General features: G+C 70.5%; 13 protein-coding genes. 6 read left to right on the forward strand and 7 right to left on the reverse strand.

The annotated features are described in order from the left end of the window. Positions 1–143: 143 nt before the first annotated feature. From GXW78_RS19195 to GXW78_RS19225, 7 genes are all read right to left on the reverse strand, one after another. Positions 144–1634 (reverse strand): sulfite reductase subunit alpha, encoded by a 1491-nt coding sequence (locus GXW78_RS19195; RefSeq protein WP_211870509.1) that lies wholly within the window; start codon positions 1632–1634, stop codon positions 144–146. 15 nt (positions 1635–1649) lie between these two features. Next, positions 1650–2639 (reverse strand): FAD:protein FMN transferase, encoded by a 990-nt coding sequence (locus GXW78_RS19200; protein ID WP_211870510.1) that lies wholly within the window; start codon positions 2637–2639, stop codon positions 1650–1652. Positions 2640–2681: 42 nt separating this feature from the next. Next, positions 2682–3488, reverse strand: coding sequence for a DUF4198 domain-containing protein (locus GXW78_RS19205; protein WP_211870511.1), 807 nt, complete (start codon positions 3486–3488; stop codon positions 2682–2684). Positions 3489–3530: 42 nt separating this feature from the next. Continuing rightward, positions 3531–4337 carry a DUF4198 domain-containing protein gene (locus GXW78_RS19210; RefSeq protein WP_211870512.1) on the reverse strand — a complete coding sequence of 269 codons (807 nt, stop codon included), beginning with the start codon at positions 4335–4337 and terminating at the stop codon, positions 3531–3533. Positions 4338–4354: 17 nt separating this feature from the next. Continuing rightward, on the reverse strand, positions 4355–4876 hold the full coding sequence (locus GXW78_RS19215; protein WP_211870513.1) for a DUF2271 domain-containing protein: 522 nt from the start codon (positions 4874–4876) through the stop codon (positions 4355–4357). A 12-nt stretch (positions 4877–4888) separates the two neighbouring features. Further along, a complete protein-coding gene (locus GXW78_RS19220; RefSeq protein WP_211870514.1) occupies positions 4889–5581 on the reverse strand; it encodes a PepSY-associated TM helix domain-containing protein in 693 nt (230 codons plus the stop codon). 125 nt (positions 5582–5706) lie between these two features. Then, on the reverse strand, positions 5707–6816 hold the full coding sequence (locus tag GXW78_RS19225; RefSeq protein WP_211870515.1) for an alpha-hydroxy acid oxidase: 1110 nt from the start codon (positions 6814–6816) through the stop codon (positions 5707–5709). 188 nt (positions 6817–7004) lie between these two features. Between GXW78_RS19225 and GXW78_RS19230 the strand changes: the two genes are divergently transcribed. From GXW78_RS19230 to GXW78_RS19255, 6 genes are all read left to right on the forward strand, one after another. Next, the gene (locus GXW78_RS19230; RefSeq protein WP_338147791.1) at positions 7005–9251 is read left to right on the forward strand and encodes a TonB-dependent receptor; all 2247 of its coding nucleotides are present in this window, start codon (positions 7005–7007) and stop codon (positions 9249–9251) included. A gap of 124 nt (positions 9252–9375) precedes the next feature. After that, positions 9376–10053 (forward strand): Fe2+-dependent dioxygenase, encoded by a 678-nt coding sequence (locus GXW78_RS19235; protein ID WP_211870517.1) that lies wholly within the window; start codon positions 9376–9378, stop codon positions 10051–10053. A gap of 231 nt (positions 10054–10284) precedes the next feature. Next, positions 10285–11460 (forward strand): glutathionylspermidine synthase family protein, encoded by a 1176-nt coding sequence (locus tag GXW78_RS19240; RefSeq protein ID WP_246522402.1) that lies wholly within the window; start codon positions 10285–10287, stop codon positions 11458–11460. A gap of 12 nt (positions 11461–11472) precedes the next feature. After that, entirely contained in the window at positions 11473–12663 is a 1191-nt protein-coding gene (locus GXW78_RS19245) for a glutathionylspermidine synthase family protein (protein WP_211870519.1), read from the forward strand. 25 nt (positions 12664–12688) lie between these two features. Further along, positions 12689–13114 carry a DUF350 domain-containing protein gene (locus tag GXW78_RS19250; RefSeq protein WP_211870520.1) on the forward strand — a complete coding sequence of 142 codons (426 nt, stop codon included), beginning with the start codon at positions 12689–12691 and terminating at the stop codon, positions 13112–13114. Positions 13115–13123: 9 nt separating this feature from the next. Continuing rightward, positions 13124–14203: a DUF1190 domain-containing protein gene (locus GXW78_RS19255; protein ID WP_211870521.1), complete on the forward strand. Its 1080-nt coding sequence runs from the start codon at positions 13124–13126 to the stop codon at positions 14201–14203.

Below are 14203 nucleotides of genomic sequence, written 5' to 3' on the forward strand. Positions count from 1 at the left end.
CCGAACTCCGCCTGCCGTCGGCGGAGCGGCCTGCCATCCGGCGGGCCGGATCTTGACGGTCGTGATGGACGTTTCCTCCCGAGAACCTGGGCCGGGATTCCCGATGGGGATCCCGGCCGCTTTTTCCCCGCCGGGTTCTCGGTTCAATAGACGTCGCGCCGGTACCTGCCCTCCGCGGCCAGCGCTTCCATCCCATCCTCGCCCAACGCCTCGACCAGCACGTCATGCACCGCCGGCGCCATGCCTTCGAGGCTTCCGCAGACGAGGATGACCGCGCCGGCATCGACCCAGCGACGCAATTCTTCGCCGGCGTCGCGCAACGCGTCCTGCACGTAACGTCGCGGCGCCTCGCGGGAGAAGGCGAGGTCGAGCCGCGCCAGGCCGCCATCGGCCAGCCAGCCCTCGATCTCCTCGCCGCAGAGGAAGTCGCGTGCGCGGCTGCGCTCGCCGAACAGCAGCCAGTTGCGGCAGCGTCCGGCGCGCAGCCGCGCATGCATGTGCGCGCGCAGGCCCGCGATGCCGGTGCCGTTGCCGATCAGGATCAGGGGCACGTCCTGCGGCGGTGCGCGGAAGGCTTGGTTCGGCCGGAGCCGCAGCGTGGCCTCGCCACCCAGCGGCATGTGCACGGTCAGCCAGCCGGACCCGATACCCAACGCGCCATCCGCATCGCGGACCTGCCGCACCACCAGTTCGACCCGCCCATCCTCGGGGATCGAGGCGATGGAGTATTCGCGCCGCGGCAGGGGTGGCAGCCGGTCGAGCCATGCCTCCGGGCCGAGACCTGCCAACAGCAACGGATCCGCCGGCAATTGCCGCGTGGCGAGCGTCGCCGCGAGCGACGGGTCGGCGCCGGCCGTCGAAAGGAACGCCCCGACCGCCTCCGGCGCGTTGCGTGGCTCGAGCACGGCGATGTCGCCGGCCTGCCAACCGGTCTCGCCGGATACGCTTTCGAAGGCCAGCCGGAAGGCCGGGCCGCCGATGCCGTCCGGATTGAGCAGGCGGCGTTCCACCAGCCGCCAGGAGGAGAAGGTCTCCGGAACGGCCATACTGCCCGCCTCGGACAGCGCCCCGGCAAGGCCCTCGACTGCCGCCTGCCAGCGCTGCAGCGCGTCCACCGCGCCGTTGTCGACCTCTATCCGGTCGAACAGCGGCCGCGCGCCCTGCGCCTGCAGCCATGTGTCCAGGCGCCGTCCGAAGTCGCAATACTGGGCATAGCTGCTGTCCCCGAGCGCGAGCAGTCCGAAGTCCAGGCCCCGCAACCGCGCCTCGCTGCCCATCACCCGCCGCACGAAGCGCGCCGCGCTGTCAGGCGCGTCGCCCTCGCCGGTAGTGCTCACCAGGAATAGCGCACGACCCGCCAAAGCCAGCGCGGCGCCATCAAGCTGCGCGACGTCGCTGACCTGCACCGGCACCGACCCCGCCTGGAGCACCGCCGCCGTGCGCTGCGCCAGCTCCTCGGCGAATCCCGTCTGGCTGGAATAGGCGACCAGCATCGGCGGCACGCCCGGCGCGCCGGCGACCGGCACGGCATGACGGTGCCGCCGCGCCGCACGCCAGAAGATCAGGCCGCAGAAGACGGCATAGGCGGCCAGCACGGCCGAAGCGGCGAGGAGCCGCTCGCTTTCCGGCGACATCGTCGGTGTCCGTGGTCAGTCGAGCATCGCGGCAAGCGCGGGCGACAGGTGTTCGATGAAACGCCCCGCGGCATCCCGGGCGACGATCAGGGCGGCGATGCCATGCCGCGCGGCATGATCGAGGCCCGCCGGCAGGCCGAGCACGGCGAGCGCCGTCGCCAACGCGTCGGCCTGCATGCAGCGCCGATGCAGCACAGTCACGGCGGCGATGTCCGGCGGCGTCGGCCGTCCGCTGCGCGGGTGGATCGTATGGCCGTAGATCGTGCCGCCATGTTCGAAGCGGCGGCGATAGTCGCCCGAGGTCGCGACGCCGAGATCGTGCAACGCCACCACATAGCCGGGTGATCCCTGCTGCCCCGGCCGCTCCAGCGCCACCCACCAGGGCGAGCCGTCCGGCTTCACGCCGCGACCGCCCAGCTCGCCGCCGATCTCCACAAGGTAGGAGGCCACGCCGACCGCCTCGAGCCCCTCGGCGACCAGATCCACCGCATAACCCTTCGCGATCCCGCTGAGATCGAGCGCGACCCTGCCGGGCTGAACCAGCCGCCCGGCAGCGTCGAAGCGGAGCCGCTGCCAGCCGACGCGGCCGAGCGCGGCGGCGATCTCGTCATCGGGCGGCGGGCCGTCATGGACCGTCGGCACGGCGCCGAAACCCCAGAGGTCCACCAGCGGCCCCATCGTCGGATCGAAGGCGCCGCCGGTCGCCGCCGCCGTCGCCAGCGCGCAACCGATGACGCTGCGGAAGCCTGCCGGCAGCATCTGGGCGCCTCCGGCCGGCAGCCGGTTGAAGCGGCAAAGATCAGAGCCGGCGCGCCAACTGCTCATCTCGGCGTTGACGCGTTCGAGCCGCCGCTCAATCGCAGGGCGCAGGCTGGCGACATCGTCGTCCATGACGCAACGCACCGACCAGGTCGTGCCCATCGTCTCGCCGTGCAGTGCCTGCACCGGCAGGTCGCGCGGCGGAGCCGGCGGGGCGAAGGCCGTCGGGATCAGAAGCTGATGCACGATGACCGTGTCAGCATCCGGACGGCCACGCCCCGCCGTGCATCACGGCAGCACCTCGAGCGTCGCGACGTAGCTGGCGTTGCGCTGCACGTTCGGGATGCCCGAGTTGCTGTCGCGCACCGAGGCGTTCACCCAGAACATGCCCGGCCCCGGCCAGGTGATGGCGAAGCTGCCGTCTTCGGCGGTGCGGATCTTCATCTCGCCGAGCTGATCGCGATAGCGGTTGCCGCCGGGGATGACGGTGACCTCGAGGTTCCCGGCCGGCTTGCCGTCCAGCATCATGCGGAAGCGCGCCGGTTCGCCCGCCACCAGGTCGTTGGGGTGGGTGATCGGCACCATCTCCAGCCCCTCGTTCAGCGGCTGCAACGCACGGTCGGTCGGCGCGCCTCGGGTGACGAAGAACTCGACGCGACGCTGGCCGTAGGTGACGCGCAGCCCCTCGGCATTCGCCGGCACCTCACGCGCGAAGGCTTCGCGCGTGCCGCGCCAGCGCCGCGGCTGGCCGTTCTCGCGCCAGGAGGCATTCAGTCCCTCGCCGGCGACCGCGATGCGATAGGTGCCGGGCTGCGTCAGACGCACGTCGAAGGTGCTGCGATAACGGCCGCGGGCCTGGTTCGCCGCCTCGCCGGCCGAACCGTCCGGCGTGACGACCGTCAGGCCTTCGAGCGGCATCGGGAAATGCTCGAAGTAGAACAGGTCGTTCGAGATCGCGGCATCGACCGTGATCCACGGGTCCTCGCCCGAGAGCACGGTGGCCGAGGGCATCATCCAGGCGCGGTGGGCAACCGCCGTGACGGGCACGGCCAGCATGGTCGCGAGCGCGACGCGCTGCAGAAGGCGGAGGTTCATGCGGATCTCCTTCATGTCACGGCGTTGATGGGGCGGATGGGGTCACGGGAGCACTTCGAGCGTCGCGACATAGCTTGCGCTGCGTTGGACGTTCGGGATGCCGGAGTTGGCGTCGCGGACCGAGGCGCTGAGCCAGAACATGCCCGGCCCCGGCCAGTTCACGGCGAAGGTGCCGTCCTCGGCGGTACGGATCTTCATCTCGCCGCGCTGGTCGCGATAGCGGTTGCCACCGGGAATGACGGTGACGTCGAGGTTCGCCGCGGGGCGGCCGTCCAGCACCATGCGGAAGCGCGCGGGCTCGCCCGCCACCAGGTCGTTGGGGTGGGTGATCGGCACCATCTCCAGCCCCTCGTTCTGCGGCTGCAGGGCACGGTCGGTCGGCGCGCCGCGGGTGACGAAGAACTCGACGCGCGGCTGGGTGTAGAAGACGCGCAGCCCTTCGGCATTGGCCGGCACATCGCGCGCGAAGGCCTCGCGCGTGCCGCGGAAGCGGCGCGGCTGGCCATCCTGCGTCCAGCGGGCGGTGAGCCCGTCGCCGGTGACGCCGATGCGGTAGGTGCCAGGCTGCGTCAGCCGCACGTCGAAGGTGCTGCGATAGCGCCCGCGCGCCTGGTTCGCCGCCTCGCCCGCCGTCCCGTCCGGCATCGTCACCGTCAGGCCGTCGAGCGCCATGGCGTTGTGGTCGAAGTAGAACAGCTCGTTCGACCGCGCGGCATCGACCGTGACCCACGGGTCCTCACCCGACAGCACGGTGGCCGAGGGCAACAGCCACGACCGATGGGCATGCGCCGCCACCGGCGCGACCAGCATGGCCGCGAGGGCGACGCGCTGGAGAAGTCGGAGCTTCATGACGATCCCCCTCCCGATCAGGGCGTGACTTGCACGGTGAAGGCGCCGAGCTCGTGGCTGCCCTGGGCGGAGCCGTTCTGCGGCGCGCTCGGCGGCCATTGGAACGGCACGCGCAGCAATTCGCGGCCCCCCACTTCGCGCGCGGCCTCGACGACGAGGTTGTATTGGCCCGGTTCCAGCGACGACAGCGGGCCGCGGGCGTCGAAGCGCACCGTATGGCGGCCGGGTGCACGCGTCGCGCCGGTGACGCCGTCGATCGGCATCTGCAAGGTGCGACCGGTGCGGCGCCACCACTGGCGCATGTCCTTCAGCCACTTCTCGCCTTCGCGGTTGCGCATGCCGACGTCGTACCAGACGGACAGGTTAGCCGCGGCCGACTGGTCGGGGCGCTCGACCCAGATGGCGACGTAGGGGCGATGATACTCCGCGACCGAAAGCTGCGGGATCTCGACCGTCACCGTGATCTCGGGGGCAGCCCAGGCCGCCGACAGCGGGGCCGCCGCGAAACCGAGCAGGGCCAGGGGGGAGGCGATGCGCATGAAGGTCCTCGGTCAGTGGATGAACAGGATGGCGAGCAGCAGCGGCGCCACCAGGCCGAGGCCCACCAGTGGCCAGGTGGCCGGCCGCGTGCGGGCATGCAGTTGCAGCAGCACGAGCCCGGTGATGCAGAAGACGAGGCAGGCGACGGCGAAGACGTCGATGAACCAGCTCCAGGCCTCGCCGGTGTTGCGGCCCTTGTGCAGGTCGTTGAGGTAGGAGACCCAGCCGCGCGTCGTCACCTCATGGGTGGCGAGGCCGCCGTCGCGCTCGATGGTCAGCCAGGCATCGCCGCCGGGCCGCGGAAGCGGCAGGTAGATCTCGTCGGGCGACCACTCGGCGGCGCGCTCCCCGGCCGTGACGCCGAATGCGGTGCCGATCCAGATGCGAAGCGCGGGGGGGAGGGGACGCTTCTCTTCGGCGGTGATCTCCGGCAGGTCGGCAAGCAGCGCCGGCGGTACCGTCGCGGTGCGGGTGGTGACCCGGGGCGAGCCCTCGATGTCGGCCGCGTGGTTCAGCGTGATGCCGGTCGCGGCGAACAGGATCATGCCGATCAGGCTGACGGCGGCGCTGATCCAGTGCCAGCGATGCAGGTGCTTCAGCCAGAAGCCGCGGCTGCTGCTGGCCCCGGCGAGCCGGCGCGGGGGAGGGGCCTGTTCCGCGGCCTGCGGCGCCGATCCATCCGGCGTGAAGGCAAGCCGCGTCACGGCTGTCCGGCCCGCGCGCAACGGCGACCTGCCCGCGTCACGCGGGCGCCGGGAAGGGTTCGCAGGGACACGGGCCGCCACATTCCATTGCCGAGGAGATGGACGCTCTTACGCGCAATTGCGAGTCAGTTGCAAGAAGGCCCGCGATGAATCACGTTGCTCCCGATATCCGCCAGCCGCGCGCAACCAGTCAGTGCCATGGCCATCTCGAACTCGGCCCGCAGCATGTGCAGCGCATGCGCAACCCCGGCCGGGCCGGCGACTGCCAGCGCGAAGACATAGGGCCGCCCGACCAGCACCGCCGTCGCCCCGAGCGCCAGCGCCTTCAGCACATCCGTGCCGCGGCGGATGCCGCCATCGACCAGCACCGGCACGCGCCCGGCGACGGCACGGGCGATGCCGGGCAGCACCTCGATCGTCGCCGGCAGCGTATCCAGCACGCGCCCGCCATGATTCGACACGATGATGCCGTCGGCCCCTTCCCGGACGGCCCGCTCGGCGTCCTCCGGCGTCATGATGCCCTTCAGCAGCAACGGCAGCCGCGTGACGGCGCGCAGGCGGGCGATATCCTCCCAGCGCGGGGCACCGGCGAGGAAGCCGTCGAACAGCAGGCTCGATCCCAGCGGCGCATGGGCGACCGGGCCAGGCTTCAGCCCGCGCAGATGCACCGCCTCGCCCAGGCTGCCGGGTGTGAAGCCGGCGCGCTGTTCGTCGTTGCGGACGCCACTGACCGGGGCATCGACGGTCACGACGATCGCCCGGGCGCCGGCCCGTTCGGCGCGGGCGGCCAGCGCGTGGGTGAAGGCGCGGTCATGCTGGATATACAGCTGGAACCACAGCGGCCCGGCCGTCGCCGCCGCGATGTCCTCGATCGCGGTATCCGATTCGGTGCTGACGACCAGCCCCGACCCGGCGGCCGCGGCGCCGATGGCCGTCGCGATTTCCCCATCCGCGCAGGCCAGCCGGTGATGCGCGACCGGTGCGAGCAGGACGGGAAAGGCGAGGGTGGTCCCGAGCAGATCCAGTCGCGTGCCCGCATCGCCACCGAACGCCGCGAGAACGCGGCCGTTCAGCGAAATGGCGTCATAGGCGCTGCGGTTCCGCCGCAGCGTCAGCCCGTCCGCCGCTGCGCCGGCGATATAGGCCCAGGCCGCCCGCGAGAGCAGCGCGCGCGCGTGGTCCTCATAGTCCGGGAGGCAGGTGACACCGGGGGGGATGGCGTAGGCGCTCGACATGATCGGTTCCTGGCGCCGCCGGATCGGGCGCGGCTTCGGATGGTGTTGCCGAAATGCCATCCGTTGCAAAGTTAGGTAACGAAGGCAGACATACCGTAATTCTATGGATTGATAGTGACTCGCAATTGCATATCCTGGCGCCGCATTGGCATCGCAGCGGCGTGAGCCGCGCCAGGAGATTAGTGACCGTGAATACCCCATCGACGCTTCGATCCGCCCTATCCGGCACAGCCTTCGGCGCGAGCCTCGCTGCCGGCTTTGCGCTGACCGCCGGCCCGGCCTCGGCGCAGACCGTGACCGCTCCTGCGCAGCCCGGAGCGCCGGTCGCCCTGCCGCAGATCAGCGTCCAGGGCCAGCAGCCCGAGAACACGCTGGAGGGCACGCTGGGCCTCGGCCGTATGCCGGGCCGCATCCAGGATCAGCCGCAGACCATCCAGGTCGTGCCGCGGGAGATCATGGATCAGCAGAACGTCACGACGCTCGGCGAGGCGCTGCGCAACGTGCCCGGCATCACCTCCTCGATCGGCGAAGGCGGCGGCGGCATCAGCGGCGACCAGCTCCGCATCCGCGGCTTCAACTCGCAGAATGACCTGTACGTGGACGGCCTGCGCGACTTCGGCTCCTTCCGCCGCGACAGCTTCACCTTCGAGGAAGTGCAGGCGCTGCTCGGCCCGTCGGGCGTGAACTTCGGTTCAGGCGCCGCGGGCGGCATCGTCAACATCACGAGCCGCACGCCGCATCTGGGCAACTCGCTCGGCGCGACCGTCACCGGCGGCATGGACTGGATGCTGCGCGCGACGGCCGATGCGAACTACCAGTTCAGCGAAACGGGCGCCTTCCGCCTGAACATGATGTACCAGCAGCAGCGCATCACCGATCGGAGCCTGCCGACGGGCGAGCGCTGGGGCATCGCGCCGTCGGTCGCCTTCGGCCTCGGCACCAACACGACGTTGACCCTCGAGTACATGTACTACCGCTATGACGAGCCGACTGATGCCGGCGTGCCGATCGTCTCGCGCGGCCCCGGGTTCATCGGGCAGCCCGTGACGGAGTACGGCGTGCCGCGCAGCACCTGGTACGGCAGCAACTTCACCGATCGCGACCAGACCACCGTCAACCGCCTGACCGCGCGCGTTCAGCACGTCGCCGCCGACTGGCTGACGGTCTACAACGACACCCGGCTCGGCTTCACCGACCGGTCCTTCAGCTTCTCCGTGGCGTCGTGCGACGCGACCTGCATCAGCCGCCTGTTCAATGGCGGCGGCACACCCCAATACGCCCTGAGCGGCGGCGGCTCGCCCTACACGCAGCAGGTCTGGGGCGTGCAGAACATCACGACCGGCGTGTTTCGCTTCAACACCTGGGCGCTTCGCCACGAGGCCACGCTCGGCGTCGACCTGTGGTATGAGAACTACGACCGGACGACCTACTCCTACACCACGGACTCCGGGCGCGGTAACTACCGCGGCAACCTCTTCGCGCCGAACAACGACCTGAACTTCGCCTATGCGCTCAGCACGGGTGCGACGGCGCAGCGCCAGAACGAGACGACGCAGGCCGCGATCTTCGCTCAGGACCGCGTCTGGTTCACGCCAGAGATCTCGGTGCTGGCCGGTCTGCGCTGGACGCGCCAGCAGTCGGACTATACCTCCTACGGCGGCACCAACCCGGTCAGCACGCTGAACGCGGACAACAGCTTCATCGACCCGCGCGTGTCCGTGATCTGGGAGCCGACGCCGGAGTACACGGTGTACGCATCCTATGCGCAGTCCACCTTCGCGCCGGGCTCGAACTGGGCCACGCAGCCGGGCCAGGCCAGCGTGAACAACTCGAACCTCGATCCCGAGCAGAACACGATCTATGAGATCGGCGCCCGTGCGAGCATCCTCGACCAGCGTCTCGGCCTCAGCGCGTCGATCTACCAGATCGAGAAGAACAACGCGACGGAGACCGACCCGGCGACCGGCGTCGTGTTCGGCTCGGGCGACCAGCAGCGCATCCGGGGCCTCGACATCGGCGTCACGGGCCGCATCACGCCCGAATGGCTGATCAACGCCCGCTACAGTTACATGGACAGCGAGACGACCTCGTCGCTGACCCAGGCCAATGTCGGCGGGCGCGTCCCGTACGTGCCGACCAACTCGGCTTCGCTGTGGACCAGCTACGACATCGCGCCGGGCACGCCGTACAACGTGACCGTCGGCGGTGGCTTCACCTGGCAGACCGATGTGTACACCAACTCCGCGAATACGTCGGAAGTGCCGTATGCCTTCTCGCTGGACGCCTTCATCCAGCACCGCATCAACGACCAGCTTCTGGTGCGCGTGAACGGCTACAACCTGACCGACAACCGCAACTACACGCAGGTCTGGACCAACCGCGCCGTCATGGGCCCGGGCCGGGCGGTGACCGCGAGCGTCGGCGTGAACTTCTGACACGCCAGCCCATCCAGGGGCACACAGGGGGAGCCGCCCGGACAGCGATGTCCGGGCGGCTTTTTTTCAGGTCGCGCCTGCCGGCCCGCCGGTGCATGACGGCGCGGCCGAAGGAGAGTTCCGCATGCTGATCCACGTTCCCAACGTCCTCACCGCCGAGGAGGTCGCCTTCTGCCGGCAGAAGCTCGACGCCGCCGAGTGGGTGGATGGCCGTGTCACGGCGGGCGACCAGTCGGCCAAGGTGAAGAACAACCTGCAGGTGCCGGAGAATTCCGCGGCGTCGCGCGAACTCGGCGACATCGTCCTGCACGCCCTCGCGCGCAGCCCGATGTTCACCTCGGCCGCGCTGCCGCTGCGGGTCTATCCGCCCATGTTCAACCGCTACGACGTGGGCATGACCTTCAACACCCATGTCGACAACGCCATCCGCAACGTCTCCGGCACGCGCATGCGCACGGATGTCTCGACCACGTTGTTCCTCAGCGCCCCCGAGGAGTACGATGGCGGCGAGCTGGTCATCGAGGACACCTACGGCGCGCAATCGGTGAAGCTGCCGGCCGGCGACATGATCGTCTATCCCGCGACCAGCCTGCACCGCGTGAACCCGGTCACCCGCGGCAGCCGCTGGGCCTCGTTCTTCTGGACGCAGTCGATGGTCGCGGATGAACGCCAGCGCCGCATCCTGTTCGAGATGGACATGTCCATCATCCAGATGCGGACGGTCGTGCCCGACGACCATGTGAGCGTGCTGGGGCTGGCCTCCTGCTACCACAACCTCATGCGCATGTGGTGCCAGGCCTGATCGCCGGCGGCGATCAGGCCTGAGTCTTGTCCTGCCCTCAGACGCCGGGCGCCGCGCATCCGCGCGGCTTGGCTTCGCGCCTTGCACTGGCAGGACGGGGATGACGCCTGGTCTGGGCGCGGTCGCGCTTCGCGCTCGCGGATCGTGGCGTGGCCGCGATCCGATCGATCCGCTCCGCGCAGTGTGATGCAGCACTTCGACGGCGTTCGGGCCGCGGCATACACTCCTGCCATGCCGCGCCCCACGCCCGCCATCGCGCGCCATCTGTTGCGCCGCGACGACGATTTCCCGCATCGCGCCGAATCGCTCGGCTTTCGCTTCCACAGCCCCGATGACCGCGAATACTGGGCGCGCGACGCCTGCTATGCCCTGACGCCCGAGGCCATCGACGCGCTGGAGGCCGCCGCGCGCGAACTCGACGGCATGATCGCCGCGGCGGTCGAACACGTCGTGCGACGTGGCGACTACGCCGCCTTCGGCTTCACCGACCGCCTCGCCGCGTTGGTCGAAGCCTCCCATCACGCCGCCGAGCCCTCGCTTTACGGCCGCTTCGACTTCCGCCTCGCTCCCGACGGCGGGATCAAGCTGTTCGAGTTCAATGCCGAGACGCCTGCCGCGCTGCTCGAAGCCGCCGTCGTCCAGCTCACCTGGTTCGAGGAGACGCCGACCGGACCGCAGACCCGCCCCGGTACCGACCAATGGAGCCGCATCGACGATGCCCTGGTGGCGCGCTGGCCCGCGCTCCGCCTGCCGAGCCTCATCCACTTCGCCGCGGAGCATGAGCGGGACGACGAGGTCGCCCAGGTCGCCTACCTCATGGCGACCGCCCGCGAGGCCGGGCACGAGGCCGCCTTCCTGCCCGTCGAGGACATCTCCTGGCAGCCGGAGGCCGGCTTCGTCACGCCGGGGGGCGCACCGTTGCGGGCCTGTTTCAAGCTTTACCCCTGGGACTGGCTGGATGCCGAGGAAGGCGGCCGGCTGCTGCCGCTCGGCCGCACCCGCTGGATCGAGCCCGCGCGGCGGATGCTGCACGCCAGCAAGGCGATCCTCGCGGTGCTCTGGTCGATGTTCCCGGGCCACCCGCTGCTGCTGCCGGCGTCGCTCGACCGCACGGCGATCGACGGGCCGGCGATCGGCAAGCCGGCCCTCGGTCTCGAAGGCCACGGCATGCGGGTGGAGGGGGTGCCGGGCGATCCGTCCACGGAGATCGCCGAAGGTTTGCCTTCCTCGCCCACGATCTGGCAACAATGGGCACCCTTGCCGGGGCATGCGACGCCGCAGGGTGACGCCTTCCCGGTGATGGGCGTGTGGATGGTCGGCGACGAGCCCTGCGGGCTCGGCATCAGGGAGGGGGAGGAGCTGGTGACGACGCTCGAGGATCGCTTCGTGCCCCATGTCGTGCTGTAGCCCGTCCCCCTGATGGCCTACCCGCCGTTCCAGCGCATTGCCGTGAAGACGCCTGCCGAAGCCGAGGCGCGGCTGCGCGAGCTCGGCATGCTCGCCCCGGCGCCGGACGGCCAGCCGTGGTGGGTGACCGACGCGGCCTATGTGATCGACGCCGCCCTGGTCGAGCGCGTCTTCACCGCCGCCACCGGCATCCAGCAGCGCTGCTACGCCGCGGTCGAGGCGCTGGTCTCCAGTGGCGACTACAATTATTTCGGGATCGCCAATCCGGCGATGCAGACCGCGATCACGCAGTCCTGGCGCGCCAAGGACTCGCCGCTCTACGGCAGGATGGACTTCTCCTTCGCGCCCGACGGCACGCCGATGCTGCTGGATTACGAGGCGGATTCGCCCTTCGGCCTCGCCGAGGCGTCCTACGTCCAGTGGGAATGGTTCGAGGCCTGGCAGGAGGCGAACCGTGCGAGCCGGGACAGCCAGGAGAACCTGATCTACGAGAAGCTGACCGCGCATCTGCCGCGCACCGGCCTGCCGCACCGCTTCGCCATCGCCTGCGGCGGCGAGACGATGGTCAACGGCAACCCGGCCGACACCGGCGAACGCTTCGATGCGGAATACCTCGCCGAGATCGCCCGCGAACTGGGCATGCGGCCCAGCATCTGCAGCATGGAACAGATCGGCTGGGACCTCGACGCCCAATGCTTCGTCGATGCGGCGGATGAGCCGCTGCAGGCGATGATCAAGATCTACCCTTGGGACTGGATGGAGGACGAGCCGAATGTCGATGTCCTCCCGCGCTGCCGCACCCGCATCCTGCCCGGGGCCTGGACGCGGCTCATGGCCGACAAGACCATGATGGCGCTGCTCTGGCACATGACGCCCGGCGCACCGAACCTACTGCCGACCTTCCTGGAACGCCCTGCGCAGCCCGGTGGTCCGCTCGTCGCGAAGCCGCGCCGCGGCTGGGATGGCGAGCATGTCACCCTGCCGGGCCAGACGCCGGGCGAGGTGCCGGAAGCCGCGATGGGCCCGCTGCTGTACCAGGCGCATTGCCCGCTGCCGGTCTTCGATGCCGGCCGCGGCCAGGTCCACGCCAACCTGTCCGTCTGGATCGTCGGCGGCGAGCCCGCCGGCATCGCCTTCCGCGAATCCTCGGGTCCGGTCACCGGGCCGGCTGCCCGCTTCGTCCCGCACATCCTGCGCGGCTGACACGCGCCAAGAAGGAACCTACCGCATGTCCGCCGCCGAGATCCTCGCCCTGTTCCCCGCCACCTTCCTGAGCTTCCTGGTCGCCTTCTCGCTCGGCGCGGTTTTCTGGGTGATCGGGCTCGTCGTCGTCTCGCTGATCACGCCGCATGCCGAACTGACGCTGCTGCGCGCCGGCAACACGCCCTGCGCGCTGGCCTTCGGCGGGAAGGCGCTCGGCATGGTCCTGCCGATCGCGGCCGTGGCGCGCACCGCCGCCGGGCCGCTGGACCAGATCATCTGGTGCATCGTCGCCGTCGCCGTGCAGCTCATTGTCCATCTGGTGCTCACGACGCTGCTGGAGGGCCGGCTGAAGGAGGAGATCGAGGCGAACGAGGTCGGCGGAGCCGCGGTCTTCATCGCCTTCATCCAGGTCGGCGCCGGCATTCTCAACAATGCCGTGATGTCGGGCTGAGCGCTGCCGATGTCCTCGTCGCCACCGCCCAGCCGCCGCCGATCGCGCACCATCCGCGCCGCGGCGCTGGTAACGATCGGCCTGGGTGCCGCCGGCTGCGACGAGACGCCGCCGGCCGACCTGCCTGACGCGACCGAGGCGCGGCTGGAGGCCTGCCGCGCCGCGCACCGCCGGCTCAGCGAGGACCCCGCGCGCTGCGACGCCCTCGAACAGGTGCTGTCACGCGAACAGGCGGAGACACGCCCGCGCTTCACGACCATCTCCGCCTGCGAGACGCTGTTCGGCCGCGGCGCATGCGAGGGCGAGACTCTCGCCGCGACCGGCCCGGGCTGGCGGCCCGCCCTGGCCGGCTGGGTGCGCGCGCCAGGGGAGATGGGCGTCGTGCAGCCGGTCGTGCGAGACAGGCAGGGCCAGGACTGGGCGCTGCCCGAACCGACGCGCCCGACGACCACCGGCGCCGTGGCTGTCCAGGCCGCACCCCGGCAGGTGTCGGCACTCGACTACAACGCGGCGTCCCGCGCGCCGCTGAATGTCAGCCTCGCCTACTACCGCCTCGCGCCCGTCTACCCCGACGACGCCGCCTGCAGCGCCGAATGGCAGAGCTGCGAGCGCTTCGACCTGCCGCTCCCGACGCGCTTCGGGACGCAGGAAGCCTGCCGCGCCACCTGGTCCCAATGCATGGAGGTTGAACTGCCGCCGGCGGCCTTGGCGATGGCGACGACCGAGGAACAGCAGCAGCAGGGCCAGTCCGGCGGCGGCACCTCCTCCGGCAGCGGCGGCCGCGTCTGGTGGGGCGGGTACAATGCCTTCTGGTACCGCAATTACGGCGGCGGCATCGGCCCCCGCTACCAGGGCTGGACCTGGACGGCGGACCGCCAGCCGACCGCGGCCTATCGCCCTGCCGTCGGCGCCGGTCCGCTGCGGGCCTGGGACAGCAGGAGCCGCTCGCTCGGCCAGGCGAGCCGCATGGGCTTCTATGGCGAGGGCACCAGCGCCCGGACGTCGGGGCCTACCGTGTCGCGACCGGCCTCGACCATCACCCGCGCGGGGTTCGGCTCGACCGGCCGCGCCTATTCATCGGGGGGCTGA

The sequence above is a fragment of the Neoroseomonas terrae genome (assembly GCF_018129025.1).
Lineage (GTDB): Bacteria > Pseudomonadota > Alphaproteobacteria > Acetobacterales > Acetobacteraceae > Neoroseomonas > Neoroseomonas terrae.